This window comes from Pseudofrankia coriaricola (assembly GCF_032027725.1).
Classification (GTDB): Bacteria; Actinomycetota; Actinomycetes; order Frankiales; family Frankiaceae; genus Pseudofrankia.
In genome coordinates this window covers 1-26,600 of record NZ_JASNFO010000117.1, presented here as the reverse complement: position 1 = coordinate 26,600, position 26,600 = coordinate 1, and the positions used below count along the sequence as shown (strand labels likewise).

Annotated in this window: 32 protein-coding genes and 2 pseudogenes; 15 read left to right on the top strand and 19 right to left on the bottom strand. The window is 69.4% G+C overall.

Annotated elements, in window-relative coordinates; genetic code table 11:
- Positions 1-276: 276 nt before the first annotated feature.
- Positions 277-1,074, top strand: a complete 798-nt coding sequence (locus QOZ89_RS41865) for a GNAT family N-acetyltransferase (protein ID WP_116271585.1) — start codon at positions 277-279, stop codon at positions 1,072-1,074.
- A 129-nt stretch (positions 1,075-1,203) separates the two neighbouring features.
- On the opposite strand, the gene QOZ89_RS41860 is transcribed toward QOZ89_RS41865, so the two are convergent.
- Positions 1,204-2,190, bottom strand: coding sequence for a helix-turn-helix domain-containing protein (locus QOZ89_RS41860; protein ID WP_071049876.1), 987 nt, complete (start codon positions 2,188-2,190; stop codon positions 1,204-1,206).
- Positions 2,191-2,297: 107 nt separating this feature from the next.
- On the opposite strand from QOZ89_RS41860, the gene QOZ89_RS41855 reads away from it, so the two are divergent.
- From QOZ89_RS41855 to QOZ89_RS41845, 3 genes are read left to right on the top strand one after another with little or no spacing between them, the layout of a single operon-like run.
- Positions 2,298-2,645, top strand: coding sequence for an AAA family ATPase (locus QOZ89_RS41855; RefSeq protein WP_198543312.1), 348 nt, complete (start codon positions 2,298-2,300; stop codon positions 2,643-2,645).
- Positions 2,646-2,653: 8 nt separating this feature from the next.
- Positions 2,654-3,454, top strand: coding sequence for an alpha/beta hydrolase (locus QOZ89_RS41850; protein ID WP_071049874.1), 801 nt, complete (start codon positions 2,654-2,656; stop codon positions 3,452-3,454).
- Positions 3,451-4,242 (top strand): MBL fold metallo-hydrolase, encoded by a 792-nt coding sequence (locus tag QOZ89_RS41845; protein ID WP_071049873.1) that lies wholly within the window; start codon positions 3,451-3,453, stop codon positions 4,240-4,242. Before QOZ89_RS41850 ends, QOZ89_RS41845 begins: the two co-directional genes overlap by 4 nt.
- 136 nt (positions 4,243-4,378) lie before the next feature.
- Here the strand turns inward: QOZ89_RS41845 and QOZ89_RS41840 are convergent, their stop codons facing one another.
- From QOZ89_RS41840 to QOZ89_RS47955, 4 genes and pseudogenes are all read right to left on the bottom strand, one after another.
- The gene (locus tag QOZ89_RS41840; RefSeq protein WP_071049872.1) at positions 4,379-5,032 is read right to left on the bottom strand and encodes an alpha/beta fold hydrolase; all 654 of its coding nucleotides are present in this window, start codon (positions 5,030-5,032) and stop codon (positions 4,379-4,381) included.
- 215 nt (positions 5,033-5,247) lie between these two features.
- Positions 5,248-5,421, bottom strand: a complete 174-nt coding sequence (locus QOZ89_RS41835; protein WP_157910535.1) for a hypothetical protein — start codon at positions 5,419-5,421, stop codon at positions 5,248-5,250.
- Positions 5,422-5,614: 193 nt separating this feature from the next.
- Complete coding sequence (locus QOZ89_RS48495; protein ID WP_071049871.1) at positions 5,615-5,836, bottom strand: hypothetical protein; 222 nt, start codon at positions 5,834-5,836, stop codon at positions 5,615-5,617.
- Positions 5,837-5,894: 58 nt separating this feature from the next.
- Positions 5,895-6,188, bottom strand: a pseudogene (locus tag QOZ89_RS47955) (TetR/AcrR family transcriptional regulator C-terminal domain-containing protein); the annotation flags it as partial.
- A 16-nt stretch (positions 6,189-6,204) separates the two neighbouring features.
- Between QOZ89_RS47955 and QOZ89_RS41825 the strand changes: the two are divergent.
- A complete protein-coding gene (locus tag QOZ89_RS41825; RefSeq protein WP_083418897.1) occupies positions 6,205-6,372 on the top strand; it encodes a DUF4386 family protein in 168 nt (55 codons plus the stop codon).
- Positions 6,373-6,471: 99 nt separating this feature from the next.
- Here QOZ89_RS41825 and QOZ89_RS41820 read toward each other — a convergent pair whose 3' ends face one another.
- Positions 6,472-7,113: a helix-turn-helix domain-containing protein gene (locus QOZ89_RS41820; RefSeq protein WP_083418896.1), complete on the bottom strand. Its 642-nt coding sequence runs from the start codon at positions 7,111-7,113 to the stop codon at positions 6,472-6,474.
- 90 nt (positions 7,114-7,203) lie between these two features.
- Between QOZ89_RS41820 and QOZ89_RS41815 the strand changes: the two genes are divergently transcribed.
- Both QOZ89_RS41815 and QOZ89_RS41810 read left to right on the top strand, forming a co-directional pair.
- On the top strand, positions 7,204-8,199 hold the full coding sequence (locus QOZ89_RS41815) for an NAD(P)/FAD-dependent oxidoreductase (RefSeq protein ID WP_071049870.1): 996 nt from the start codon (positions 7,204-7,206) through the stop codon (positions 8,197-8,199).
- A gap of 113 nt (positions 8,200-8,312) precedes the next feature.
- Complete coding sequence (locus QOZ89_RS41810) at positions 8,313-9,797, top strand: MFS transporter (protein ID WP_312629739.1); 1,485 nt, start codon at positions 8,313-8,315, stop codon at positions 9,795-9,797.
- 248 nt (positions 9,798-10,045) lie between these two features.
- Here the strand turns inward: QOZ89_RS41810 and QOZ89_RS41805 are convergent, their stop codons facing one another.
- Positions 10,046-11,101, bottom strand: a complete 1,056-nt coding sequence (locus QOZ89_RS41805) for a helix-turn-helix transcriptional regulator (protein ID WP_312629731.1) — start codon at positions 11,099-11,101, stop codon at positions 10,046-10,048.
- Between the two features lie 60 nt (positions 11,102-11,161).
- On the opposite strand from QOZ89_RS41805, the gene QOZ89_RS41800 reads away from it, so the two are divergent.
- Positions 11,162-12,292 (top strand): epoxide hydrolase family protein, encoded by a 1,131-nt coding sequence (locus QOZ89_RS41800; RefSeq protein ID WP_071049867.1) that lies wholly within the window; start codon positions 11,162-11,164, stop codon positions 12,290-12,292.
- Between the two features lie 52 nt (positions 12,293-12,344).
- Here the strand turns inward: QOZ89_RS41800 and QOZ89_RS41795 are convergent, their stop codons facing one another.
- Positions 12,345-12,947 carry a TetR/AcrR family transcriptional regulator gene (locus QOZ89_RS41795; RefSeq protein ID WP_071049866.1) on the bottom strand — a complete coding sequence of 201 codons (603 nt, stop codon included), beginning with the start codon at positions 12,945-12,947 and terminating at the stop codon, positions 12,345-12,347.
- A gap of 183 nt (positions 12,948-13,130) precedes the next feature.
- Here QOZ89_RS41795 and QOZ89_RS41790 point away from each other — a divergent pair, with 183 nt between their 5' ends.
- Both QOZ89_RS41790 and QOZ89_RS41785 read left to right on the top strand, forming a co-directional pair.
- A complete protein-coding gene (locus QOZ89_RS41790) occupies positions 13,131-13,622 on the top strand; it encodes a cupin domain-containing protein (RefSeq protein WP_071049865.1) in 492 nt (163 codons plus the stop codon).
- A gap of 75 nt (positions 13,623-13,697) precedes the next feature.
- The gene (locus QOZ89_RS41785) at positions 13,698-14,006 is read left to right on the top strand and encodes a VOC family protein (RefSeq protein ID WP_312629725.1); all 309 of its coding nucleotides are present in this window, start codon (positions 13,698-13,700) and stop codon (positions 14,004-14,006) included.
- Between the two features lie 201 nt (positions 14,007-14,207).
- Here QOZ89_RS41785 and QOZ89_RS41780 read toward each other — a convergent pair whose 3' ends face one another.
- Positions 14,208-14,585: a MerR family transcriptional regulator gene (locus QOZ89_RS41780; RefSeq protein ID WP_071049863.1), complete on the bottom strand. Its 378-nt coding sequence runs from the start codon at positions 14,583-14,585 to the stop codon at positions 14,208-14,210.
- A 93-nt stretch (positions 14,586-14,678) separates the two neighbouring features.
- Between QOZ89_RS41780 and QOZ89_RS41775 the strand changes: the two genes are divergently transcribed.
- Positions 14,679-15,572, top strand: a complete 894-nt coding sequence (locus tag QOZ89_RS41775) for an NmrA family NAD(P)-binding protein (RefSeq protein ID WP_312629723.1) — start codon at positions 14,679-14,681, stop codon at positions 15,570-15,572.
- A gap of 157 nt (positions 15,573-15,729) precedes the next feature.
- Here QOZ89_RS41775 and QOZ89_RS41770 read toward each other — a convergent pair whose 3' ends face one another.
- Positions 15,730-16,236, bottom strand: coding sequence for a hypothetical protein (locus tag QOZ89_RS41770; protein ID WP_312629721.1), 507 nt, complete (start codon positions 16,234-16,236; stop codon positions 15,730-15,732).
- Between the two features lie 22 nt (positions 16,237-16,258).
- Positions 16,259-16,606, bottom strand: coding sequence for a GntR family transcriptional regulator (locus QOZ89_RS41765; protein ID WP_198543309.1), 348 nt, complete (start codon positions 16,604-16,606; stop codon positions 16,259-16,261).
- A gap of 208 nt (positions 16,607-16,814) precedes the next feature.
- Between QOZ89_RS41765 and QOZ89_RS41760 the strand changes: the two genes are divergently transcribed.
- From QOZ89_RS41760 to QOZ89_RS41750, 3 genes are all read left to right on the top strand, one after another.
- Positions 16,815-17,120 (top strand): hypothetical protein, encoded by a 306-nt coding sequence (locus tag QOZ89_RS41760; protein WP_071049859.1) that lies wholly within the window; start codon positions 16,815-16,817, stop codon positions 17,118-17,120.
- A gap of 109 nt (positions 17,121-17,229) precedes the next feature.
- Positions 17,230-17,982 (top strand): SDR family NAD(P)-dependent oxidoreductase, encoded by a 753-nt coding sequence (locus QOZ89_RS41755; protein ID WP_071049893.1) that lies wholly within the window; start codon positions 17,230-17,232, stop codon positions 17,980-17,982.
- A gap of 120 nt (positions 17,983-18,102) precedes the next feature.
- Entirely contained in the window at positions 18,103-18,918 is an 816-nt protein-coding gene (locus QOZ89_RS41750; protein WP_083418895.1) for an SDR family NAD(P)-dependent oxidoreductase, read from the top strand.
- Positions 18,919-18,991: 73 nt separating this feature from the next.
- Here the strand turns inward: QOZ89_RS41750 and QOZ89_RS41745 are convergent, their stop codons facing one another.
- From QOZ89_RS41745 to QOZ89_RS41720, 7 genes and pseudogenes are all read right to left on the bottom strand, one after another.
- Positions 18,992-19,978 (bottom strand): alpha/beta hydrolase, encoded by a 987-nt coding sequence (locus tag QOZ89_RS41745; RefSeq protein ID WP_071049891.1) that lies wholly within the window; start codon positions 19,976-19,978, stop codon positions 18,992-18,994.
- A 136-nt stretch (positions 19,979-20,114) separates the two neighbouring features.
- The gene (locus QOZ89_RS41740; RefSeq protein WP_071049858.1) at positions 20,115-20,801 is read right to left on the bottom strand and encodes a CoA transferase; all 687 of its coding nucleotides are present in this window, start codon (positions 20,799-20,801) and stop codon (positions 20,115-20,117) included.
- A 3-nt stretch (positions 20,802-20,804) separates the two neighbouring features.
- A complete protein-coding gene (locus tag QOZ89_RS41735; RefSeq protein WP_491677149.1) occupies positions 20,805-21,149 on the bottom strand; it encodes an amidohydrolase family protein in 345 nt (114 codons plus the stop codon).
- A gap of 2 nt (positions 21,150-21,151) precedes the next feature.
- A pseudogene (locus QOZ89_RS48490) lies at positions 21,152-21,214 on the bottom strand (hypothetical protein); the annotation flags it as partial.
- A 148-nt stretch (positions 21,215-21,362) separates the two neighbouring features.
- Entirely contained in the window at positions 21,363-21,974 is a 612-nt protein-coding gene (locus tag QOZ89_RS41730; RefSeq protein ID WP_131804055.1) for a MarR family winged helix-turn-helix transcriptional regulator, read from the bottom strand.
- A gap of 239 nt (positions 21,975-22,213) precedes the next feature.
- Positions 22,214-23,212, bottom strand: coding sequence for an LLM class flavin-dependent oxidoreductase (locus QOZ89_RS41725; protein WP_071049856.1), 999 nt, complete (start codon positions 23,210-23,212; stop codon positions 22,214-22,216).
- A gap of 22 nt (positions 23,213-23,234) precedes the next feature.
- The gene (locus tag QOZ89_RS41720) at positions 23,235-24,056 is read right to left on the bottom strand and encodes an SDR family NAD(P)-dependent oxidoreductase (RefSeq protein ID WP_312629715.1); all 822 of its coding nucleotides are present in this window, start codon (positions 24,054-24,056) and stop codon (positions 23,235-23,237) included.
- 122 nt (positions 24,057-24,178) lie between these two features.
- Between QOZ89_RS41720 and QOZ89_RS41715 the strand changes: the two genes are divergently transcribed.
- Positions 24,179-24,820, top strand: coding sequence for a TetR/AcrR family transcriptional regulator (locus tag QOZ89_RS41715; RefSeq protein WP_071049854.1), 642 nt, complete (start codon positions 24,179-24,181; stop codon positions 24,818-24,820).
- Positions 24,821-24,871: 51 nt separating this feature from the next.
- Here QOZ89_RS41715 and QOZ89_RS41710 read toward each other — a convergent pair whose 3' ends face one another.
- Positions 24,872-26,494, bottom strand: a complete 1,623-nt coding sequence (locus QOZ89_RS41710) for an IS1634 family transposase (protein WP_312626674.1) — start codon at positions 26,492-26,494, stop codon at positions 24,872-24,874.
- Between the last annotated feature and the right edge of the window lie 106 nt (positions 26,495-26,600).

Below are 26,600 nucleotides of genomic sequence, written 5' to 3'. Positions count from 1 at the left end.
GCGGGTCAGGACGTTGCCGCTGGCCTCCGCCTCCTGGCTGGGCGGGCCGGCCGTGTCGGGACGCCAGAGGCGCGTCGCTCGGGCCGGCCTCGACGATGTCGAGGCCGTCGGAGAATCGGACGGACGCGTCGCGGCGGCACGCCACGCAGGTGAGGCCCTGCCGGTGGTAGACGCCGGCCGCGGTGTTCACCGAGGCGGGGTTGTAGTCGGCGGTAAGCGCGCTGAGTATCACCTCGATGCGAAATCGAGTTGCCGGTTCTGCAGCAGGTCATGAGGATGACGGGAGTGTTGGATAAAGCCGAGCTCCTCCGGGCCTACGACGAGCAGTTACGTACCGATGCCGAGACGCCGGGCGCGGTCTCGGTCACCCGGCTTGGGCCGCTCCGCCTGGTGACGTTCGCCGGCGGGCGGGGCTTCGTCACCTACCGCGACCTCGGTGACGCGAACGCGCACGAGATCAGCGGGCTGGTGTCGGCGGCACTGGCGCACTATCGGGCCGACACCTCGATCAAGAGGGTGGAGTGGAAGACGCGCGGTCACGACCGGGCACCCGGCCTGCCCGAATCCCTGGTCGCCCACGGGTTCAGCCCTGACGAGCCCGAGTCGATCATGATCGGCGAGGTCGCGACCCTGGTGGCTGACGTGCCGTTGCCCGACGGCGTCACGCTGCGGCGGATCAGCGAGGAGCGGGACGTTCGCGCCATGAGCGCGATGCAGGACAAGACCTTCGGTGAGCCCGTCTCCGACGAGATGGCCGACGTGCTGCTGCGCAGGCTGGCGCGCGGCGACGGGATGGAGCTGTGGGTTGCAGAATCCGAGGGACGGATCGTCAGCGCCGGCCGGCTCGAACCAGTCGCGGACAGCGACTTCGCGGGGATCTGGGGCGGCGCCACGCTCGAGGAATGGCGCGGCCGCGGCATCTATCGTGCGCTGACGGCCGCCCGCGCCCGATCCGCGCTGGCCCTTGGCAAGACACTCATCCACAGCGACTCGACCGAGTACTCCCGGCCGATCCTCGAGCGCTCAGGCCTGGTCAAGGTGAGTACGACGACCCCCTACTTGTGGAGGCCCTGAGACCGGGGAGGCTGCCCGCGGCCAGTCCGCCTGACCGCTCTTCTCGACCGTCAGCGGGTGTGCGGTTGGAGTTCGCCGTTGGCGTTGATCAGGGCAGCCGGTTCCAGGGCAAAAGGTCAGAGCAGGACTCTACTCGGAGCTTTGCCCGCTCGCGGCTCGGTGCTGTTCCGCGGAAATGCGCTGCCACTCGCGCGGGGTGAGGCCGTACGTGCCGCGGAACCGGCGGGTGAAGTGGGTGGGGTCGCTGAAGCCCCAGCGTCGGGCGACCATCGCGATCGTGCGGTGGCGGCTCTCCGGCCGCATCAGTTCCTCTCGGGCGCCCCGCAGCCGCTCGCCGATGATCCACTGTTCGAGGCTGAAGTCGGCCTGGGCGCAGATCTTGTACAGGTAGCGCAGGGAGATGTTGTGGGTGGCCGCGATGACGGCCGGCCGCAGGTCGGAGTCGGCAAGGTGCTGGCGGCAGTAGGCGCGGATCTGGGTGAGCAGCGTTTCGGCGAGCACGGCGCGGGCGTGCGGCTCGGCGTGCGCGGCGGATGCCAGGAGGGCGCGGGCCAGCTCGATGCTGCCGCGGCCGAGCGTGGAGGCGGCCGGGTCGGCGCTGAGGCTGGGGGCGTCCCGGACCAGGTGGGCGACGTGGTCGGTTACCAGGCCGTACAGCGGGCTGCAGCGCAGGTTGGCCGCCGCGCGGCGGATGACGTCTACTGGGAGGCCGACCTGGTCGAACGGAATCTGGATGCAGCCGGCGCCGCCCACGCCGGTCCAGGAGAAGTCGTACGACGACGAAAGGTCGACCATCATCAGCGCACCGGGCCGCACGATCTGCCGGTGGCCGAGCTGCTCGTGGTGGCCGTCTGCGAGTAGTTGGACGGAGAGCGCGACCACGGGCGCGGCGTCCTGCTTGGCCTGCTTCGCCGTGCGGAGCAGCCGGAGGCCGGAGGATCGGGCGGTGAAGATGTTGGCGGCGCCGAGGTCCCAGAGCTCAAGGCGAGTGCGGATATCGCCGTCCGGGTTCTCGTGGGTCACGTACGACGGGACGGACGCCGCCATCATCGCCGCGTAGACCGCGTCGATCCGCTCGCCCGGCGGCAGGTCCGCTGTGTCGAGAACAAATCCCATGTGCGCCGCCTGGTGTGCACGGTGAGCCGACAACGGTGCACGCACAGCCCCGTCACCGGCGCGCTCCGCTCCTAGGGTTCCCATCGAAGTGTTACCGAGGGGGAGCCGTGCTCAGGGGGCGGATGAAGGAGCGCGAACGCCTCGATGAACTCGTCGTGGCCGTACGCGTCGGGGCTCAGCGGCGTTCTCTGCTCCAAGGTGACGCCGGCATCGGCAAGACCGCGCTGCTCGAGCACGCCGCCGGCGCCGCCACCGACCTCCGGGTCATCCGGGTCATCCGGGTCGCCGGGGTGGAGTCCGAGACCGGCTTCCCGTTCGAGGTCGGCGGAAAGGCGTCCGCCGACCGGATCAAGGACGCGACGCTCACCGTGTACCCCGGCGCGCCGCACGGCATCGCCGACACCCACAAGCAGCACCTCTCTGAAGACCTGCTCGCCTTCCTTGGCACACCCTAGGGGAACCCATGACCACGCCCGACACGATCGTTCTCGTCCACGGCTTCTGGGTGACACCGCGCAGCTGGGAGCACTGGATCACGCACTACGAGGCGAAGGGGTACCGGGTGATCGCCCCGGGATACCCGGGCTTCGAGGTGGAGGTGGAGGCCCTGCGGGCCGACCCGGAGATCATCGTTGACGTCACCGTTCCCGCGATCATCGAGAAGATCGAAGGGATCATCGACGGCCTTGACCGAGCGCCGATCATCATGGGTCACTCGGCCGGTGGCGCGTTCACCCAGGTCCTGCTCGACCACGGCCGCGGCGCCGCGGGCGTCGCGCTCAACTCGGCGCCCACCGAGGGTGTCCGAGTTACGCCGCTGTCCCAGGTGAAGTCCACGTTCCCGGTGCTCAAGAGCCCGGCCAACCGGCACAAGTCCGTCGGGCTCTCGCTCGAGCAGTGGACGTACGCGTTCACCAACACGTTCACCGAGGAGGAGTCCCGCGCCCTCTACGAGCGCTACCACATCCCCGCCAACGGCGGGATCCTCTGGGGCAGCGTCCTGGCCAACTTCCAGCCCGGCCACCAGGACACCTGGGTCAACTACCACAACGACGACCGCGCACCGCTGCTGTTCATCTCCGGCAGCGAGGACCACATCATGCCGCCGGCCATCCAGCAGTCGAACGCCAAGCACTACAAGTCCAACACCATCACCGAGATCAAGGAGTACGACGGGTACGCGCACCTGCTGCCCGCCCAGAAGGGCTGGGAGGAGATCGCCGACTACGTCCTCGACTGGGCCCTGCGGCACGCACGGTCATGAGCCCTGTCCGTGTCACCCACATCGGCGGACCGACCGTGCTCATCGAGTTCGCGGGCTGGCGGCTGCTGACCGATCCGACGTTCGACCCGGCCGGACGCACGTACGCGTTCGGCTGGGGGACCTCGTCCCGCAAGCTGGCCGACCCGGCCATCCCGGCCGACGCGCTCGGGCCCATCGACGCGGTGCTGCTCACCCACGACCACCACGGCGACAACCTCGACGATGCCGGTCGGAAGCTCCTGCCTTCGGCGGGCACGGTCGTCACCACGGTGTCCGGGGCGGCGCGGCTCGGCGGCGGTGCGCGAGGGCTGAGCCCATGGGCATCGACCACATTGGAGGGTCAAGGCCGACCGTCCATCGAGGTCACCGCCACCCCCTGCCGGCACGGACCGCCGCTAAGCCACCCCATCGTCGGCGACGTCGTCGGCTTCGCCCTGCGCTGGGACGGACAGCGGCACGGTGTGTTGTGGATCTCCGGCGACACCGTCCTCTACGGAGGCGTCCGGCAGGTCGCCGACCGGCTGCCGGTCGGGCTAGCGCTGGTGCACCTCGGCGGTGTGCGCTTCCCGGTCACCGGGCCGCTGCGCTACACCATGACCGCCCGCGACGCCGTCGACCTGCTCGGCGCCGTGCGACCGCACACCGCCGTACCCGTGCACTACGAGGGATGGAAGCACTTCCAGCAACCCCGGACCGTCATCGAACGCGAGTTCGCGGACGCGCCGCCGGACGTCCGCGACCGCATCCGCTGGCTGCCCATCGGTATCCCCACTGACCTGGAGACCTGACCAGATCGCCAGACAACCCAGCGCAACGCAAAGACGACGATCCTTCCATGTGATCAAAGGACTGCTGAACCGTACGTGACACGGCGACGTTGGCCTGGAACCTACCCAGGCGAATGCTGGCGGGACGCCGCGGCAGTCAGGAAGCTCCGGTCGGCTGGCCCAGCGCGATCGCACGCCGCACGAACCGCGCGAAATCTTCCGGATTCTCGCGATGGGCCATATGGGTGGCGTCGGGCAGCTCGAACAACTCGACCCCCATGAGTTCGGCGAAGGCTCGCACGCCGGGTCCGAAAAGGGGATAGGGGCCCGTCCCATAGCCCGCGATGCACCCGACCTTCAGGCGGGCCAAGTCGTACGGCGGGGACATCATCTCCGTCGCCTCCGCCACGAACAGCGTTCTCTCGCGGTCTTGTTGGGGCGTTCCCGGCGGCTTCCTTTTCACCCGCTCGACCGCGTCGATGATGAGTTGCCGATGCTCCACCGGCCACCAGGGCGCCCACTGGATGGCCGTCTCCCAGAGGCCGACGGACATGATGAGGTCGGGCCGGCGAATGGCCGCCGCCACCGCGACGTGGCCGCCCCAACTGTGCCCGACGACCGTCGCGGGCCGATCCCCGACAATGGCAAGGAGATCGTCGGTGTGACCGGCGATTCCGGCGTGCGCGCCATCCCAGGCCGGACTCTCGCCCCAGCCGCGGCGGTCGTACGAGATGACGTCTATTCCGCCCAAGGCCTCGGCGACGCGGTCGAAGCTCGACGCCTGGTCGCGCGCTCCATGCACGAGAACCACAAGCGGTGACCGCCCGACGGCACCGCCTCCGACGGCACGGCCCCCGACGACGGTGGGTCCGTCCGCTTCGGGGACGACGATGCCGGTGATGAGGTGCTCCTTGCGGGCGTCGGGAGGCGCTGACCATCAGCGGTCCCCCAATTGTGCAGGGAGCGATCGCGCACACGCCACTCGCCTGGACCAGGAGTGCGTTCCTGAGGTCTGCCCCGTCCAGCTCATTCCAGGTAGCGGCGTTGACTGGCCTCAGGGAGCTGGGACAGGCTGGCGTTGACACTGGCCTGGACGCCGAGCTTGCGGCTGTGCTCATCGGTCAGATCGAGGGACTGCTCGTGTGTCGAGCTCGAACCCCCGAGGGCGTCGATCACACCCGGGACCGGTCCAGCCAGCACGACCCAGTCCTGTCCGCTTCGGGCGGGGAGCGGGGCTGCGTTCCGCCGGACGGGGTCTCGTCGCGGTGTCATGCGCAGCTACGGCGTGCCATCCCTTTCCCTTGTCCGTTCTGGGCGAATTGGAATGTTCTGGAACATCAGTTGTGGTGTGGTCGTGCGCTGCGCCCGGCGGGAAAGGCGCGCCTGCTTTTTTCTAGCTGATCGGGTTGATCGAGTCCCCAGCTGATGATCCGGTCCGCGTCGATGCGGATGATGGCGTGCCCGGTTGTTCCTGGGCGGCCGGTGGCGTCGCCTCTCCCTCGGGCGGCTCCACCTTGATGACGTTGGCGCCGAGGTCGAGGACACCCAGGATCAGGTCGAGTCCGATCTCGAACTCGTGCTCGAAGGAGTAGCCGGGCCTGAGGGCGTGGTCCACTGATCATCTCAGTGAGATGGGGATAGTCCGCGGTCAGTTGGCTCAGCATCGGCGCAGCGACGTTCTCGACCTCGGCGGGAGTCTCGAACGGCAGGCTGAGTGCCTGGAGCGCGAAACCGTAGATGTAGCTGTCCAGAACGGCGATCGCGGAGGCGGCGCTCGCAAGGGAGAAGCCTGCGCCGCGTAGGTTCCCGATCAACGCGTCGTGGTGGCGGAGGGTGGCGGGGCCGGGTTGGTCCGCGAGTCCATGAGGCCGATCGCCCAGGGGCGGCGGGCAAGGGCCGCGCGGGTCGAGGTCGCGCGCCGACGCGACGCCGTCTTCCAGTTGGCACTCGTCGTCTTCGGTGTCCATCTGATCGCGCTCGGGTCTGCTGCTGTACCGGTCGCGGTATGTCCCGCGCGCGCTCGCCGTCGTGCTTGTCGCCGCAGGCGTCGGCTACGCCGTCGACAGCCTCGCCGGCCTGCTTGTCACGGACTACGGCGGTCCGGCGAGCGCGGTCCTTCTTGCCCCGCTGTCGTTGGTGAGCTCGGCCTGACGATGTGGCTGCTGACGAAGGGTGTCGCGGCGCGGCGCCCGGCGCAGACGTGACGATGAGGCGGGTCTGCATCGTCGGTGCTTCCGGCAGGCTCGTGCGCTACATGGTGCGGCGACCACCAGTACGGCTGCGATTGGTTGACGGTGGTCGCACGTTGTCGATCTTGCGATGGGTGGCGCGGACGTGGATGCGTTCGCCTTGCGGGCCGAACAGGCTGAGGATTTCGACGGGCGCATCGCCTGCGGGTCCGAACCAGTGCGGCAGCCGGGTGTCGAACTCGGCGACTTCGCCGGGGCCCATGGTGATGTCGTGGTCGGCCAGGATCAGTCGCATGTGTCCGGACAGCACGTAGAGCCATTCGTGGCCCTCGTGGGTGCGAAGTTCGGGTTCGATCGGTTCGGGCGGGATGATCACTTTCCAGGCATGCGGGCCGCCTGGTTGCCGGGTGAGCGGGACGACGATGCGGCCGTGGCGGTGCCGTGGAGTGAACCGGACTCGGGGGTCGCCGACCTCGGGCGCGCCGACCAACTCGTCCAGGGGTACCTGATGGGCTTGCGCGATCGGTAGGAGCAGTTCCAGGCTGGGCCGGCGTTGGCCGGCTTCCAGCCGGGACAGAGTGCTCTTGGAGATCCCGGTCGCCGCGGCCAGTTCGGTCAAGGTGATGCCCCGTTGGGCTCGCGCCCGCTTGAGGCGGGGACCGACTTCGGCCAGCGCGGCCGTGATTGCTGGCGAGTTCTCCATACCAGCCAGTCCAGTACGCGTTCCCGGAAATGGCAACAGAAGTTGTCAAATCCGAGCCGTAGGCGAACCCTCGGGGTGGAGGTGATCGCTATGGAGACAACGGTCTATGACGTGGTGGTGGTCGGCGGCGGAGCGGCCGGCTTGAGTGCGGCGCTGGTGCTGGGCCGGGCGCGGCGCCGGGTCGCCGTGATCGATGCCGGAGCGCCACGCAACGCTCCCGCGGCCCGCATGCAGGGGTTCCTGTCCCGCGACGGAGTGCCGCCGGCCGACCTGTTGGCCGCGGGACGGGCCGAGGTGACCTACTACGGCGTGGAGTTGGTCAAGGATCGGGTGGTGGGGATCGACGCCGGGTTCTTCGTTCGCCTGGCCGGCGGCCGGGTGTTCAAGGCGCGGCGGATCCTGGTCGCGACCGGTGTCCGCGACGAACTGCCGCCGATCCCCGGAGTCCGCGAGCGGTGGGGCCGGGATCTCTTGCACTGCCCGTACTGCCACGGGTGGGAGGTCCGGGACCAGCCCATCGGGGTGCTGGGCACCCAGCCCGGGTCTGTACAGCACGCGCAACTGGTGCGGCAGTGGTCCGACGATGTGGTCTTCTTCGTCCACACCTGCAACCTGACCTCAGCCGAACGCGTCCAGTTGGAGGCACGCGGGATTCGGGTCGTGAGCGGTGAGGCCGCGCGGCTGGTGGTCGAGGCCGACCGGTTGGTCGGTGTCGAGCTGGTCGATGGTCGGGTGATTGCGCGGACGGCGGTGTTCGTCCGGCCCGGCAACCTGCCGCACGCCGATGGTCTGCTGGCCGGTCTGGGCTGCGAGGTCAATGCGGCCGGCTTCGCCGCCGTCGATGCCACCGGCCGGACCAACACCTTCGGTGTGTGGGCCGCCGGCAACGTGGTCGATCCGCGTGCCCAGGTGATTACCTCGGCCGGCGCCGGGTCTGCGGCGGCGATCGCCATCAACGCCGACCTGGTACAGGAGGACGTCGAACGCGCGGTGGAGGACCACTACGCCGCTGGTGGCGTGTTCTCCGCCGCGATGGAGGCCCGCGTCTCCCAGACCGTGCTCGGCGATCGCCGGCACGGACTTTAGAACCCTCCCTGTCTCCGTCCGTCCCACGGAGCGGCGGCCTGCCCTCTTGGCAGGCCGCCTGATTCCCACGCCCACCGCTGCGTGGCCCTGGCCTGACCAAGGAGTCCTTTGTGATGTCTGTCGACACTCCCGACGCCGCGCGCTCGGCGCCGTCGCGGGCGATGCCCGCGCTGATGTCGTCGTGTGTGGTGGTGGTGGTCGCGATGGTCGCCGCGATCAACCTGGCCCTGCCGAAGTTGTCGGGCAGCGACCTGCACCCGAACTCCACGGAACTGTTGTGGATCGTCGACGCCTACATTCTGGTGTTCGGCTGCCTCCTCATCCCTGCCGGAGCGCTCGGTGACCGGATCGGTCGCAAGGGCGTGCTCCTCGCCGGACTGGGAGTCTTCGCGGTCGGCTGCTTGTTCTCGGCTGCTGCGCCGAATGTCACGATGCTGCTGGCCGGGCGGGTGGTGACTGGGCTCGGCGCTGCCCTGGTCATGCCGGCCACCTTGTCGCTGCTCATGCAGGTCACGCCGCCCGAACGCAAACCCCACGCCATCGCGACCTGGACCGCTGCCACCGGCGCCGCCGGCGCCCTCGGCACCCTCGGCGGCGGCCTCGTCCTGCAATGGCTGCCCTGGCAGGGACTGTTCCTGGTCATCGGACCACTCGCATTGCTGCTCGCTGTCGCGGTGGTGCGCGTCGCGCCGCGCGGTGAACGGCACCGCGCCAGCCTCGACCTGGTCGGTACGGCCCTTCTCACCGCGACCGTCTTCGCGCTCCTCTTCGGCATCATCGAAGGCCCGGACCACGGCTGGACCTCTGCGCTCGTACTCGGCTCATTCGCCGCCGCGACGCTGCTGTTCGCGCTGTTCCTCACTCACGCCCTGCGAGGCACGCACCCGCTCCTCGATCCGCGGGTCTTCGCCATCGCCAAGCTACGGACCGGGACGATCGGCGTCGCAGCCGTCTTCTTCGGCCTGTTCGCGCTGTTCTTCGTCAACGCCCAATACCTCCAGTACGCCAAGGGATACTCCCCATTGGTCACCGGCCTGGCCATCCTGCCGCTCCCCATCGGCATGATCGCCATCAGTCGCCGCAGCGTCGCCATCGCCAGACGAATCGGCACCCGCACTGTCGTCACCGGCGGCATGATCCTCCTCGCCGCCGGTCTCGCGGCGCTGTCCTACGTCACCTCCGCAACTCCCTACCCGCCCTACGGCCTGGCGCTCCTGGCCATCTCAACCGGCATGGGACTCAGCGTGCCAACCCTCTCCACAGGCATCATGACCTCGCTCCCACCAGCCCGCGCCGGCATGGGATCCGGACTCAACAGCGCTACCCGCGAAATCGGCGCCGCCCTCGGAGTCGCCGTCGTCGGCACCATCCTCACCAGCCACTTCGCCAACAACCTGCCGACCTCCCTGCAAGAACACGCCGACTCCACCTCCCAGACACTCGGCGCCGCACAACAGCTCGGACCAACGATCTACACCCAAGCCGTCAATGCCTTCACAGACGCCATGGCAGCCGGCTACCGCGCTACCTCCGTGATCGTCCTGATCGCCGCCGTCGTCGTCGCACTTGGGCTCCGCCGCCGTCGGCCCCAAATCTGACCCACGATCGCCGACCGCGCGGCGCCGACATCGTTGGGCACCTCGATCGTGTGGGAGTGTCGCCGAGGAACCGGACGAGCGCGTCGACCGCGTCCCAGCCGGCCTCGTCTACGACACTTGGACCATAGTGTCCGCGCCACCTGGCCGGCCGGCGGCGAAGTTCTCCTGAACGATGGCCCGCCGGGCGGTCACGCCGAGGATGTGGACGCGGCGCGTCTGGACTCGGGCCGGTTGACAACACAGGGGTGTCAGCGCCGGCGGGAGCTCGGCGTTTCGGAGGATCTAGCCTGGGGTTGGGGTTGGATGGCCCCGAGGTAGCGGTTGCCGAGCGCGCGGAGGTGCTCGATGAGGTCGGGTGGTTCGGTGACCGTGAAGTCGCAGCCGAGCATGCCGATGTAGACCGCGATGATCTCCATGCTGTCTCCTCCTGTCACGAGGACACAGGTGGAGTCGTCGGTCGCCTCCACCACGCCGACGGTCGGGTTGATCCGCGAGAGCACCTCGCTCGCCGGTGCGTGGACGGTGATCCGCACGTGTACCTTCCACCCGGCGTGGGCGACGTCGCGCAGCACGAAGCTCGGGTAGTCGCCGCCGGGCAGTTCGGACGGCGTGAACCGGCGTCCGGTCGTCATCCGGAGCGCGATCCAGTCGACGCGGTAGGTGTGCCACGCGCCCGTCTCCGGGCCGCGGGCAACGAGGTACCAGTGCCGTTCCCAGCTCACCAGCCGGTATGGCTCGACGAGGACTGGCCAGTCTCCGAAGGGCGCCGACGCGTCGTTGCGCCGCGGCGACTCGTCCGCGCGGGCGGGGGCGGTGTAGTCGAAGCGAAGCAGCTCGTGGTCCCGGATGCACGCGGCGATCGTCGCGAGCACCGCCGAGTCCACGACCGGGTCCGGAACGTTGCTGCCGGTGTTCGTCGGGCCCTCCGACGTCGCCTCGTGCAGAGCGCTCACCTGACGCCGCAGCCGATGCGGAAGTACCTGCTCGAGCTTCCTCAACGCCCGCGCGCTGCTGTCCTCGATCCCGCTGACACCGCGGCCCGCGCGCAGGCCGATCGCGACGGCCACCGCCTCCTCGTCGCTCAGCAGCAACGGCGGCAGCTTCGCCCCGACGCCGAGCTGGTAGTAGCCGGCGGGCCCGCGGACCGCGTCCACGGGATAGCCGAGGTCGCGCAACCGGTCGATGTCGTTGCGGACGGTGCGGGTGGTGACCGTGAGTCGGTCCGCCAGCTCCGATCCCGTCCAGGTCGGTCGAGACTGCAGGAGTGCCAGCAGCGCGAGCAGCCGGGACGATGTTTCGAGCACGCCGGAGATCGTCTCATATATAGGAACCAGGTGTTCCTATACGGCTTCTAGGTTGGGGCCATGACGAAGACCACGAACGACATCCGCCCGTTCCGCGTCGAGGTTCCGCAGGCCGACCTTGACGACCTCGGCGAGCGCCTGGCCCGCACCCGGCTGCCGCAGCCCGCTCCCACCGACGACTGGGAGTACGGCGTCCCGAACAGCTATCTCGCCGAGATGGTCGAGTACTGGGTGACGAAGTTCGACTGGCGCGCCCAGGAAGCCCGGATGAACGCGTTCCCGCACTACCTGACCGAGATCGACGGCCAGACCGTGCACTTCGTCCACGTACCGTCGAAGGAGGAGAACGCGACCCCGCTGCTGCTTCTGCACACCTACCCGGGCTCGTTCGTCGACTACCTGGACATGATCGACCAGCTCACCGACCCGGTCGCTCACGGTGGCAGCGCCGACGACGCGTTCTCGGTCGTGGTGCCGTCGATCCCCGGTTTCGGCTACAGCACGCCGCTCGTCGGCCGCGACTGGACCATGCGGCGGGTGGCCCAGACGGTCGACAGGCTGATGCGGCGGCTCGGGTACGAGTCGTACGGCGTGCACGGCAGCGACGCCGGCGCGATGATCTCTCGCGAGCTGGGTCTCCTGCAGCCGGAGGGCTTCCTCGGCCTGCATGTGCTGCAGCTGTTCTCGTTCCCTTCCGGCGACCCGGCGGAGTTCGCGAAGCTCGAGCCGAAGGACTACGCCGCGCTCGAGCACCTCAAGTGGTTCCAGTCCGTCGGCGGCTACAACCAGATCAACGCGACCCGCCCGCAGACCGTGGCGGTGGCCATGGCCGACTCACCGGTCGGGCAGCTGGCCTGGAGCGAGCTGTTCAACAACTTCGGCAACGGCACCAGCCTGGTGAGCCGCGAGCAGATCCTCACCCAGGTCTCGCTGTACTGGTTCACGAACACCCAGGCGACCGCGGGTCGCTACCACTTCGAGGAGGCCAGGGCGGCACGCGAGCCCGAGGTGAACCCCTCGCGGACCGGCGTGGCGGTCTTCGCCGACGATTTCACGACGATCCGGACGTTCGCCGAACGCGACAACTCCGCCATCGTGCACTGGTCGGAGTTCCCGGACGGCGGACACTTCGCCGCGATGGAACGCCCCGACGTCCTCGTCGGTGACCTGCGAACGTACTTCCGCGGCTGACCGCGCGCTCGCCGCCCCTCGTCTCGGGCATGCCGCAGCGAAGCGCGCCCGTTCACGGCCGGGGGCTGTGGGCCCGGAGGAAGTCGTCGACGAGATCCCGGACGTAGTCGGCGGTGAACGTCCGTCCGGCCAGCAGTCGCCGATAGATCAGTGGTCCGGCCAGCTGGTCGACGGCTCGGTCCGGGTCAAGCTGCCGGGCAAGCTCGCCCCGCGCGATACCGGTCCGCACCACCTCGGCGAGGACACGCGTGCCTTCCCGATAGAGGAACTCCTTGAGCTCGCTGTAGGCGGGATGGGTGGGCGCACGCTCGATCATCGTCCGCATCGTCCGCTCGAGCGGGGGCTGATGCAGCTGGTCGCGCACGACCTCCAGTTCGCGGACCAGGTCGTCGCGCAGGTCGCCCATGGGAACGCTGTGATCGATCTCCATCTGCTCCCGGAGCACGTCCCGCAGCAGCGCGATGGTGTCCGGCCAGTGCCGGTACAGCGTTGTGCGTCCGACCCCGCTGCGGGCGGCGACGGCGACGTGGGTGACAGCCTCCGACCCGCCCTCGAGGAGGATCGCGCGGGCCGCCGAGAGCGCGGCGGCGCGGCTGCGCAGCACCCGCGGATCCGATGTTCCCGCACCCGACGGACGTCCGGCCTTACTGGTCACCCTCCGCGACCTCCCCTTCTTCACCCGTCGGCCTGCCGGGAGCCGAGCCGAAGGCTGCCCCGGGCTGACCTGAGGCCGACGCGGCCATCAGCCACTTGCATACCTGCCAACTGTGGGGCAGTCTGTTCCATATCTTCGGAACAGACTGTTCCAGAACTACCTCATAGCTGGAGGTCGCTGATCATGTCTGACGGTCGCTTCATCATGCTCGACGAGGGCCAGATCCGCCCTGGGCGGTTCCCGCTGCCGCCCGCCTTCGCGGTCAAAGCGAGGACGGAGGACACCGGCGGACGGTTCTCCCTGCTGGAGGTCTCGGTCGCCGTCGACATCCCCCGGCACGTCCATCTTGGGGCGGACGAGTGCATCTACGTGCTCGACGGTGAGCTCGGCGTCGACTTCGACGACCGGTCCTACACCGCGACGCGTGGCATGTTCACCCTGCTTCCCCAGGGCGTCCCGCATGCCCTGCGCCGCGTGTCGACGCCACCGCCGCGGGTCCTGCAGATCTCCTCGCCCGGAGGCTGGGAGAAGTACCTTGAGGACCTGTTCGAGGCCGGCCCGACCGTTCTCACGAACGGCGCACTCGATCCGGCGAAGATCAACCCGATCGCGGCGAAGTACCACATCCGTTACGAGGAGAACCCCTGGTGCGTCGCCCCCGGCGGGGACGCTTAGTCCGACCCGACCCGACCCGACCCGACCCGACCAGGCTTGGGTGGCGGGACCTCGTAGAGGAAATATCATGGGCGGATGGCGGGCGCCCAGATCATTCTTATCGTTCTCTACTGTGCTGACGTGTCCGCCTGTCGCGACTTCTACCGAAGCCTGGGGCTCGCGTTCGAGCGGGAGCGTCATGGTTCCGGTCCGGAACACTATGCCGCCACCTTGAGTGGGGGTGCTGTTCTCGAACTGTATCCCGCGGGCAGTCGAGGTGAGACCGGCATGATCCGCCTGGGCCTCACCGTAAGCCAGGGCGAGATGGATCTCTTTCTCGAGCCAGGAGACCACATTCTGCACGACCCCGAAGGACGCGTCGTCGATATCCACGTCGCGTCCTGACGGGCTTGTCGAACACCGTCCGGACCTCGACCCGCATCGACCGCCGGAAGATCATCTTGAAAGGGTCATCCATGCGTGACATCGGCCCACTGCGCTCGGCTCGATACTCCCGTCCTGCCATGTGATCAGTCCGGCATCTCAGAGCTAGGACTCCAGGGCCTCAACGCCCGGGCCGCTACAGCGGCCTGAACGCAGCGGCCGTTAAGCCGCGGCCTTCCGGGCGCCGACCTGGCATGCGGCCGCCATGACCTCGTCGAGCAGGCGCAGCGACGCCTGGCGCTCCTCGATCTCCTCCGCCAGGCGGGCGCGCACTCCTTGCAGTTCCCCGTTGACCTCGGCGGACACGACGACCATGCCTCTGGTTTCGCGGCATGCGGCGGGAAGCACTTTGGCGACCTTGGCGCTGGACAGACCCGCCGCGTACAACAACTGGATGCAACTGACCAGATCGACGGCCGCTTCGGGGTATTCACGGTAGCCGTTGGCGGCCCGGGCGGGCACCAGGAGACCTTGTTCCTCGTAGTAGCGCAGGGCCCGGACGCTCACCCGGGTGCGATGCGCCAACTCACCGATTCGCATGATCGCTATTCTAATCGCTTGACCCTCACGCTGACGTGAGGCTTTACCTTCCTTCAGGTCGGCACGCCGAAGACTCGACCCAAGGGAGAGGACATGTCGCCACCAGCAGTTCTGGTCATCGGAGCCAGCGGAGCGATCGGCTCGGCGCTCATCGACGAACTCGTTCCCGATCACCAGACGGGGCTGCTTCGTCTGGTCGCCGCCACCCGCCGACAGGAGGCGGCACGCCCGCTGCGGGAACGCGGGATCGAGGTGCGTCATCTCGATCTGGACGACGCGGAGACGGGCGGGCTGGACGCTATCCAGTCGATTTTTGAGGGGATTGACAAGGTATTTATTCTCACCGGTTATGACGTCCGGATGCTCGCCCAATCCAAGGCGGCCGTCGATGCGGCGAATGGGGCGGGAGTATCTCATGTGGTTCATCTCGGCGTCTCCGCCGCCGAGGACACCACCGTCGCCCACTTCATCTGGCATCAGCTCGTCGAGGCGTACATCGAGCGCTCCGGGCTCGGTTTCACGCACGTACGACCATCCGGGTTCATGCAGAATCTGCGGCTCAGCCTGGGGGCGCCCGGCGTTCTCACCCACTTCGTCGGCGACGGGCGGCCGAACTGGGTGGACATCGGCGACATCGCCGCCGTGGCGGCCACGGTGCTGCGCGATCCCAAGCCACACCACGGACGCGCCTACGACCTCGCCGCCGAGGCCGCGTCGATCACCGAGATCGCCGACCTGCTCGGTGAGGTAACGGGACGGCCTTGGCGGTACGAGCCAGCGGAACCGCGGATCTTCTACGAGCAAATGGTCGCGGCAGGCTACGATCCCATTTACATGAGCTGTGTCCGCAACACTTTCGAGCGGACAATCAACGGCTCGCTGGTCGACCCGGCCGATGTCTACGACACTATCGAGACGGTGATCGGACGGCAGGCCACGTCACTCCGTCAATTCTTGGAAAGGCACCGTGACACGTTCGTGAGGTGAACGGCGGTGAAGTGCCGACTTGTTATTGGGTTCGGCGGACCCGGGGGTTGGCGCCCAATGCTCGATCAGCTCGTCCTCATCCAGCGAGCACGCCCATTTCCGTGCGTTGTCGCGGAGACCGAGTGGGGCAAGGCGTACTCGACGTCGAGTCGAATTGTCACGCGGACTTCGCCTCGCGGATGATCGTGACCGCGGCGTGGGGGTCCGGTACGGTGATCGTCACGCGTCGGCCGGTGTGCATGGCTAGCCGCAGGGCGGGTCCGGTCCGGACCGTGAAGTAGATGTGGCGAGGGGTCCACCAGAAGCCGAGGGACACGCGCCACAGCGACGGCAACAGGTCGATCACCTCGGCGCGCTCGATCTCTTCCAGGCGGTAGGTGCGGCGTGGCCATCCGAGCACCCCGCAGTGGACCGAGATCCCGTTGGGTCCCGCCGCCGTCCTGACGCTCAATCCGGTCAGCACGTTGATGAGCACGGCGGCAGCGGCTACCAGCAGCGGGGTCGCGGGGCCGGCCGGGTCGAGCCAGCTGCCGTGCGACAGGCTTCCAAGGAGCAGCAGCGGCACCATCAGGGCGGCGCCGAGAGCCACCACCAGCGGCCAGTTCGTCACTCGGCCGGTGTAGATCGAGTACCGGCCCTGGCCGGGTAGCTCGGATGCCGTCATTGGGCACCATCCTCTCGATGTGTCACGTCAGCTTCTCGATGAGGCGAAGCAGGTCGTGGCGCCCCAGGCCGTGCTGGCGGGCAACAGCCACGAGCGTCTGGGCCGCCTCGGTAACCGGGGCCGGCTCCGTGACGGCGGACGCGACCCGTGCCCCGCGGCCCCGACGGAACTCCAGCACGCCGTCGTCGCGCAGCTGCCGGTAGGCGGCCAACACCGTGTTGCGGTCGACCGACAGTGCCCCCGCCAGCTCGGCCGCCGGCGGCAGCTGCTCGCCGACGGCAAGCTCCCCCGAAGCCACGCCCCGGCGTACACACGCCACGATCTGGAGTGGCAATGCCTCCCGCGAAGAATGATCAACCGCCCATCTCATAGTGCTAGTATTATTAGTACCATCTACTCGCGCGGTCAACCGCACCAGACCGCGGCCAGGACCCGGAGGCGTGCTCATCATTCCGCGGAACTGGCACGCACTCCTCTCGGCACGAGCGACGGACTGGTCACCAAGTGGGAGCCGCCCGGCGCTGGCGACCACCGCGATGAGGCCCCTGCGGCGGGCGAGGTCGACCTGGGGCGCGGAGATGTCGACACCGATCAGCCGCCAGTCCAGGCCGAACCAGGTGCTCAGCCTGCCCGCGCTGGCCGGGTACTGGTCCGCCGACCTCTTCCTGAGTGTGCTGGAGAAGACCGGGAGAGACCTGACCGTCGACTCCTTCCTCGAGAGCGCCAACAGCGGCTTCACGCACAGCGTGGAGGGAGCCCTGCCGGCGACGCAGTGGCCGATCAACCACGTCGTGAACGTTCCGTGCGCGGCGCTGGTGGGCCTCAAGGACAAGAAGTATGTCGAGACGGTGAAGGCATCGTGTTCCAGCCTGATCAAACCGTGAGACGGGCCAGCGCCTGAGCTCCACCATGAACCATAGTGTAGATTGTATATTTTAGCCGCGGTTTGCCTCGGCGCGAGGCGGAGCCCGGGAATTGGAAGGGGAGATGCAGATGGGCGTCCTCGACGGCAGGGTGGCGATCGTGACCGGAGCCGGCCAGGGCATCGGCCGCGGGATCGCGCTGGCGCTCGGGTCCGAAGGCGCCCGCGTCACGGTGGCGGACCTGGACGCCGACAACGCCGAACGGGTGGCCAAAGAAATCACCGAACGCGGCGCCCAGGCCCTCGCCTACCCCTGCGACATCCGCGACTCCCAGCAGGTGGATGCCTGCGTGACGGCGGCCGTCGAACGGTTCGGCGGGCTGCACATCCTCGTCAACAACGCGATGGCGGCACGGTCAGGGGTGCCCCTGGAAGAGGCCACCGACCAGGATCTTGCCCTGGCCCTGGCGACCGGGCCGGGCGCGACACTGTCGTTCATGCGCGCCGCCTTCCCGCACCTGAAGGGCGACGGGCGGATCATCAACCTGCGCTCCGGATCGGAACTACAGGGCCTGCCCGGCTTCGGCACCTACATCGCCGGGAAAGCGGCCGTCGGCGGGCTGACCAAGGCCGCCGCACGGGAATGGGGACAGCACGGCATCACCGTCAACGCCATCGCCCCGTTCGCCTCATCCGAGAGCATGCGCCGATTCTTCGACCAGCATCCACGCGAGCTCGAGCAGGCGGTCGCCGGCCTGTCGGTCAAACGGGTCGGCGACCCCGAACACGACATCGGCCGCGCGGCGGTCTACCTCGCCGGCCCGGACGCCGGCTACGTCACCGGGCTCACCCTGCACGTGGACGGCGGCGGCTCGTTCGAGTAGGCCTCGCCAGGCTCGATACAGGCCACCGCCCCGCACCGGAAAACCATCGGAAGAGTCGCCGGCCGGGCCCCCGACGCCCCCGGGTCGCCCGCCGGCCACCACCGCCCAGGGAGGCCGGGAATGAGCAAGCCGTTGGCCGGACAGCACGCCATCGTGATCGGCGGTGGCAGCGGCATCGGCCTGGGCTCCGCCCGTCTGCTCGTGCGGGACGGAGCCCAGGTCACGATCGTCGGTCGAACCGAGTCCAAGCTCGTCGGCGCCGCGAAGACGCTGGCCGAGGAGGGGCTCACAGTCGCCCACCACGTCGCCGATGCCCTCGACGGCACCCAGGTTCGGGAAGCGGTCGATGCGGCCTCCGACGACGGCAGGCTGCACATCGCCGTCGTCGTCCCCGGCGGCGGCGGCATCTGGCCGGTGCTGCTGTACGGCGACGACCAGTTCAGCCAGGAGATCGACCGCAACGTCCGCCCGGTCTACCTGCTGCTCAAGTACGCCGGGCAGGCGATGGTGCGCGCCGGCGGCGGCTCGTTCGTCGCGATCTCCTCGACCGCGGCAACCCTCTCCACCCGGTACATCGCGTCCTACGCCGCCGGCAAGGCGGCGGTGGACCAGCTGGTCAGGGTCGCCGCCGACGAACTCGGCCGGCTCAACATCCGGGTCAACGCGGTCCGCCCGGGAATGACCCGAACCCCGACCACCGCCAAGGCCCTCACGAACCAGGCGATGATGGCCCAGTTCCTGGCCAACCAGGCCCTCAACCGGCACGGCGAGGTCGAGGACCAGGCCCAGGCCGTCCGCTACCTCGCCGGACCCGAGTCCTCCTGGGTGACCGGACAACTGCTTACCGTGGACGGTGGCAACACCCTACGCGCGTTCGTCGACTACGCCGCCCTGCTCGACCTCCCCGACCAGGGCGACGCGGCGAACTTCCGCTGACGGCGTCATTGCTCGAGCCGCTGAGGGTGGCGACCGTGTGGGTCCGGCTTTCCAGAAGGAGGCCGGACCGCCGTCACGCCAGCCTGCCCCAGTGGAGGTCGACGAAGCGGCGCACCTCACGGTCGAGGTCCCGGTCCTCGGGCGCGGCTCCGTGGAAGGCGGCGTGCGGCGCGGCCTCGAGCACGTGCAGCTCGGCCGGCACGCCCGCCGCTCGCAGGGCCCGGTGCATGCGCACCGTGTTCGACAGAAACAGGTCGCGTGTCCCGCTGGCGAGCAGCGTGGGTGGAAAGCCCTTGGCGAAGTCGCCGAACAAGGGCGACAGGTAGGGGTCGGCGAGATCGTGCCCGCCGGCATAGAGAAGGTTGGCGGGCATCAGACTGCGAGGCAGGACGGTGTCGACGCCGAGGTTGGTCTGGAAGGTGTCTCCCGACTCGGTGAGGTCGACTTCCGGCGTGTTCAGCACCGCGGCCGCCGGTAACGGCAGTCCCTCGTCGCGCGCTCTCAGGATGAGCGCGGCGGCCAGGTTGCCGCCGGCCGACGCCCCACCCACGATGATCTCATCCGGCCGATGCTCTTCCAGGAGCGCGCGGTAGGCGGCGACGCAGTCGTCCAGCGGCGCCGGGTACGGGTGGTCGGGTGGCATCCGGTAGTCGACCGCCCAGACGGGTGCGCCGACGCGCGCGGCGGTACCGGCACCCATGACCCGGCAGCACTCACCACCGCCCATAATCAGGGCACCGCCGTGAACGTCGAGGAATACGCGCCGGTCGTCGACGGGCACGTCCTGGGGCCTGATCGTGTAGACCCGAACCCCGGCGACCTCGATCTCCTCCACGTCGGACGGGAGTCCCGACGCCCGCCCGAGCAGCATGGACAGGACCGCCTCGTCCGCGGCTTTGATCATCGCCCGCCATGCGTCGGCGTCATCCAGGGCGGGGTACTCGCGTGTCTCCGTCCGCCCCATAGCCAGCATGGCCCGCGCCTGGGGGCTCACCGACCGCGGAACCGGGATCTCACGCGCCGGCACCGCGAGCGCCGGCAGGTCGTCGGATATGGCCATGGTCGGTTCTCCTCGCAGTCGGGCCGCCACGTCGAGGTCGGGGCGGAACAGCTGGTAGATCGTGTCGCTGAAGATCAGGTTGGTGGCGACGGAGCGGGGAGGGGCCGGGACCAACATCGCCGCGCGGGTCCAGCCATCACGTCAGACACCAGCCGGCCGTTCGCTGATCAGCATTCTCTCGCGCAATCTGTCGATCTCGTCGGCCATGAAACCCAGCAGGTCGCCATAGACCTCGTCGTTGTGCTGGCCGAAGGTGGGCGCCACGCAGCGCGGCGAGGCCGACGACGGCGGCATAGGCGCCGGACGCCCACTCACCGAGCCGGCCGCCGGCCTGCATCGGCGGACCGGCGGGCTCACCGCGCCACGCGATCGACCCGCACAGCGCCTGTAAGAGGAACTCGCTCGCCGGGCGGTGCTCGTCCGGCCACGGTCCAACGAGCCCCCAGGGGCTGATCGCGAGCACGACGGCGCGCGGGCTGTCCGCCGCCAGCTGGCGTACGAAGGCGGGGCCGGGGCCGGCGGGCTGCGCGGCCAGGTCGCCGCCGACGACGATGACGTCGGCGGCGGCGGCGAGCGCCCGGCCGCGCGGGCTGTCGATGCCGGCGGCGACGGAGCGTTTCGACGTGTTCAGGAATCTGAAGAGCGCCCCGTCGCCGTCAGCATGCACGCCGGACGCCGACCAGGACCGGGTCGGGTCGCCGCCTGGGCCTTCGAGCTTGACAACGTCGGCGCCGGCGTCGGCGAACAGCTTGCCGCAGTAAGGCCCGGCGATCCCTGTCGCCAGTTCCAGGACGCGGACGTCATCGAGGGGGTATGAGGCCATCGGTCAGGCCCGCCCGGCGTGAGAGGTCATCCGTTTCCAGGCGGCAAGGTCGCGCTCGTCCGCGGCCCGGCCGACGCGGGTGACAACGTCGACGTCGGTCGCCCCGGCACGCAGCGCCCCCGAGGTGCACTGCTCTCGGGGCCGGGTCGCGAACGGGTCGAACTGGTAATGGCGTAACGCGTTCTCATAGGTGATCTTGTTGATGGTGTCGTCGGGGAGGTGGCCGAGGTTGGCGATGACGTCCTCGGGGGCGTTCGGCCAGCTGGAGTCGGAGTGCGGGAAGTCGGACTCCCAGCAGACGTTGTCGAGCTCGAACCAGTCGAGGAGCCGCCTTCCCCAGGCTTGCAGAACCCGAACGCCTCGAGCTGGCGGATGACCTCGAAGGAGAACGGGTCGTAGAGCTCGGCGACGTCGACATCCGCGCGAGCGAGCCCGGCGGTGGCGAACGCCCGGTCAGCGGCGCGGGCGCCGACGGGCTTGGCGGGTGTTGTGCAGGCCGACGATCGTCGCGCGCCCGGCCGGGCCCATGGGTGTCCTCATCTCCCGGCCGCGAGGCCGCGATCAGTGCCTCGGCGTGGTAGCGGGCTCCGGCAGCGTGGGCACCGTCTTCGCGCGGACGGCGTGCTCGACGCGGTCGGCGAACGCGGCGAAGGCTGCGGCAACGAGCCGCAGGTCGACCGTGTCACCCTCCGGGGTGCCGCCCGGGGCGTCCAGGCAGTCGGCGAACGTCGCGGAGATCTCGGCGAGCTGGCGGTGGACCAATGCGGCGCCGGCGTCGGTGAGTTCCACGATCGTGGCCCGCCGGTCGGCGGGGTGGCCGTGGCGGCGGATCGCGGCGCGCAGCTCGAGGCGCTGCAGCGCGCGGGCGGTGCCGCTCTGGGACAGGCCGACGTCGTGGGCGAGCGCCCCGGGCGATGCGCGGAACGGCTCGCCGCGAAACCACAGTGCCGCGAGGATCGCGAAATCCGAGGTGTCGATCCCGACGGCGGCCAGCCCCGGCTCCGAGAGGGCGCGCAGCGCGCGGCCAGCGCGGGCGACGAACATCCACAGCGCGACCAGCTCCGGCGGCCCGTCGAGTGCGGCGCCGGCCCGGCGCAGGACCGCGTCGAGCCCGGCCCAGCCGCCGGGCTGCTCACCGTCGCCGCCCGCCGGGGGCGAAAGTTGCATGCGCACGGTTCAGTATCTCCGCCTCCACCCGCAGTCCCCGTCGGCCGCGCCTCCGCGCGCTCGCCGGTCCAGGTGTCCCAGTGTACGAGAAGCGTGCGCATGCATCTATCTCGGCAGGTCGCTATCGGAAGGCGGGACGAGACCGCATTCGTAGCAGAGGATGACGGAGCATCCTGGTTGCCGGCGCAGACCACTGCGACGGCCGGCCGCAACAGTCCTGGTGTGGTCGCCAAGGGGCCGGCGGCTCACGTTTTCGTTGTCTGGGCAAATGCCTGTAGCTCGTCGGGGATGTTGGGACCGACCGGCATGTAGACCACCTCGGTCACGCCCGCATCACCGGCCTCGTCGAGGCGGGCCGCGATCGTGGCGGCGTCGCCGGTCCACCCCGAGCCCAGGATCGCCGGACCAGCCGCGTCGACCAGCGGGCGGTCCCGCTCGGTCACCGTGCACAGATGACCCTGGTGGGCAGCGAGGTGACGCTCCCGCGCCGGGCGCTCGGCCTCGAGGCGAGCCAGCCATTCGGCACCGCCCGGCTTGCCGGGCAGGGCCTGTGGGGCATAGTGCCAGGCGTAGTGGAAGCTGGTGGCGTAGCAGGGGCCGGCCGCCTCGATCAGCCGGTGGCTGGTGTGGTCCTCGCCCGGTCGGATCACGGTGCCGAACATGAGCAGGGCACAGTTGTTCCAGCCTCGGTCCTGCTCACTGGGGACTTCCGAGACGATGACGCCGTCGGCCAGGTCCCGCGCCACCGCGAATCCCTTGGGGCCGCCCGGCGCCACCCAGATCGGCACCTCGACCGGCCGCGGCGCCCCATATCCCGGGGCATGCATCATCTGACAGGCGCCGCCGTCGACGTCGACGACCTCGCCGGCCAGCAGGCCGCGCACCTGCCGGGTGTAGGCGGCCAGGTCGGCCCATCTCATCGGCTTCTGCCCCATGGTCATGCGGCCCGTCCAGCCGGTACCGAATGCCACCACCAGCCGGCCGGGCGAGATTTCCTCGACCGTGCTGATCGCCGCGGCCGTGACCATCGGATGACGCAGACTCGGGACCGCGACCCCGGTGCCAAGGCCGATCCGGGTGGTCTGCGCGGCGAGCCGGCCGAGCGCCATCCAGATGTCGCCGTACAGGGCCGGGGAATCGTACAGCCAGATCCGCCGGTACCCGAGTTCCTCGGCGGCCGTCGCGTACTCGACGACCCGGGAGCTCGGCGGGAACGCGCAGGATAATGCAGGTCGAACAGTCATCGCTCTTGTGTCCCCCTCAATCTCAGGAACCCTGGGCCTGCCGGGCGACCGGTTCCCAGTCCGCCCAGGTCTTCAGCCGCTGCTCATAGATGTACTTGACGACCTGGGCGGGCTGGCTACCGAACAGGACCCGCAGCGGAGGGTTCTCCGCGTCGACGACCTTCAGCAGCGCCGCCGCGGCGGCAGCGGGGTCGCCGACCTCGGCCTGACCATTCATCGCCACCATGGCCTGGCGCATCTGGTCGTACACGGGATCCGGGGTGGCATGAGCGGCGGACGAGCCGGCCCAGTCGGTCCCGAAAAGGCCGGGCTCGACGAGGGTCACCGCGATCCCAAAGCTCGCGACCTCCTGAGCCAGCGCCTCGCTGAGCCCCTCCAGCGCCCACTTGGACGCGTTGTAGCCGCCTAGAGTCGGAAACGCCGCGAGGCCACTGACCGAGGAGATCTGCACGATGTGACCGGAACCCTGCTCCCGCAGATAAGGAAGCACGGCCTGGGTCACCCACAGCGCGCCGAAGAAGTTCGTTTCCAATTGGCCGCGAATAGCCTGCTCGTCGAGTTCCTCCACGGCGCCGACCAGGCCGTACCCAGCGTTGTTGACGACGATGTCGAGACGTCCGAAATGGGCGTACGCGGCCTTCACGGCCGCACCCACCGCTTCCTTGTCGGTCACGTCGAGCCGCAGCGGCAGGATCGCCTCGCTGTTGGCCTCGACCAGGTCCGCCAGGCTGCCCAGGCCGCGGGCGGTCGCCGCGACGCGGTCGCCGCGACGCGGTCGCCGCGAGCGAGCGCGGCCGCGACGAACGAACGACCGAAGCCGCGGGACGACCCCGTCACGAACCACACCCTGCTGTCTGCCGCCATCAGGCCGCTCCTGCCGTCGCCGGTCGCATGATGTATCCACGAGCACCATACGCCTAACCTGGCACCCGGTGACAGTTTTGACGTTGGGTTACACTGTAGATCATGGAGGAGCTCTCGCCTGGCCTGCGGGAACGCACCCGCCGGGCGGTGCAGGCCGATCTGATGTCCATCGCGATGCGGCTCTTCGTGGAACGCGGCTACGACGGCACGAGTGTTGAGGAGATCGCAACGGAGGCAGGGATCTCCAAGCGCAGCTTCTTCCGCTACTTCGGGTCGAAGGAAGACGTAGTCCTGGGCAACCTCGAGTACGGCGGTCAGCAACTCGCCTCCGCCCTCGCCGAGCGCCCCGACGACGAGCCAGCCTGGACAGCCCTGCGTCGTGCCTTCGAGGTCATCGCGAAACACAACGACCACGACCCCACCGGCACGCTGGCTGTCCTGCGGATGCTGCGGGACACGCCGAGCCTGAAGGCCCGTCATCTGGAAAAGCAGTCCCGCTGGCGGGAGCTGCTCGCTCCTCATCTGGCGCCCCGGCTGCCACCACGTCCACCCACCGCGGCCTCCGACAGTGCCGATCCACGCGCGGTCGCGATCGCCGGCGCCGCGCTCGCCTGCCTGGACGCCGCCCAGACGGTATGGGTCGCTGCCGAGGGCCGGGTCCGGCTCGCGAACCTCCTTGACGAGTCGATGGGGGCAGTTGGCGTGCTCCCCTCCGTCCCGGCGCCCGGCCAGCTCGCCGTCTAGACCTGTCTTCCGCACATGGGGTTTCGATGTGTTGACCGGCCTGGTTTCTGATCAAGGTGGCTGGGTCGGGTCGACACCGAGGATGTCGAGGAGGTGCTGGTGCAGAGCCGAGGGGCGGGGGATGTAGGCGACCTGGTCGCTTTGGGCGGGCACGAGGCGCAGCCTGCTCAGCGTGCCGAAGACGAGTGCTCCGGTGGGGCGGGCGGGACGGCCGGCGTAGAGGCCGGGGATCTTCCCGTCGGGGCCGGCGCCGAGCCGGGCTTGGCGCTCGACCAGGCAGAAGATGAGCAGGGCCAGGCAGATCACGTGGATGAGGGCGTGGATCCGCTGGTTGGAGTGCAGGAACATCGGCGTGACCGCGAGCGGGCCCTTGAACGTGCCGTAGCGCCGTTCGGAGACCTCCTGGCCCTTGTAACGGGCGAGGACCTCGGCGGGACCGATCTCGGGGTCCAGGTTGGTCAGCAGGGCGTACCAGCCGTCGATGGTGGCCTCGGCGTCCAGGGCGGCCTGGTCGAAGTGCCAGGCCAGGGCCGGTTTCCCGGTGTCCGGGTCGACGCTGGTGGCCGCGACGAGGTAGCGGGAGACACGGTGCTTCGTCGCGAGGAGGGTCAGGCGGGCCTGCACCGCCGCCTCGGTGCGGTAGAGGTGGTGGCTGCCGGCGGCGCGGGCGAGGGTGTCGAGGTCGTCGCGGGCGCGGGCGAGCTTGAGCGCGCGGGCGGCCTGCGCGGCCTGCGCGTTCGCGGACGACCAGACGAACACCGTGCGCACGGTGACCGGCGGGTCCTTCTTGCGGGGCCCGCGCAGGGTGGTCACGCCCTCGCGGGCGCGGTAGGCCGCCCGCTCGTGGATCGGCTTGTCGCGGTCCCGGGCCGCGACGTGGTCGATGATCGTGGCGGTGGCCCAGTCCTGGCTGGCCAGGACGTCCGCGGGCACGACCGCCTTCGGCGCCGGCGCGAGGAACGTGACTCCGGGCGTGGACGTCAGCGCGGTCAGGTTGCCGTAGGAGACGAGCTTCGTGTCCCCGACCAGCAGGAAGCGCCTGGGGCCGGCGAGCTGGGTCAGCGCGCGCATCGCGCCGGTGACCTGGGAGACCTCGCCAGCGCCGCCGTCGTAGGCGCGGTGCACCAGCGGGATCCCGCCGTCACCGGTGGTCGCCAGGCCGGTCTGGACCTGCTTGAGGTCGGGCCGGCGGTCCTTGGGACGGCCGTACTTCGGGGTCGCGTAGTCCTCGTCGACCTCGGGGTAGGCACCGTGCAGCGAGATCGACGTCATGTCCCAGTGGACGCGGGAGACGTCGAGGCCGAACGCGGCGATCGCCGCGGCGCCGACCGAGCCGACGACGGCCTCGCAGACCGGGGCGAGCGCGTCAAGCGCCCGACCGACCCGGTCGTCGTTCAGAACGTCCGGCGCGACGCCGAACACCTCCTCGACCGCCCACTCCCGGGCCCACGTCGCGACGTGCAGCAGCGGGGTCGGCGAGGTCAGCCGGTTGGCGACCAGCGCGGCGATGACCTCGCCGTGGGTGGCCCGGTTGACCTTGTCGCGGATCGGGGCGAGCCGATCGATCGTGTCCACGAGGCCGAGGCGGTCCAGGTAGTCGCGCACGACGGGGAGCGCGCCGAGCGGCTTCTCGACGCTCGGCGGCCCGTAGTCCCTGGCGACCGACACAGCCACGAACAGTCCCAGACCCGTCACTACGGATCGCGATCATCCCGACGTGGTCCGAACAAGGGATCAAGCAACTGTCTCACCGCACGGACGTGCGGAAGACAGGTCTAGA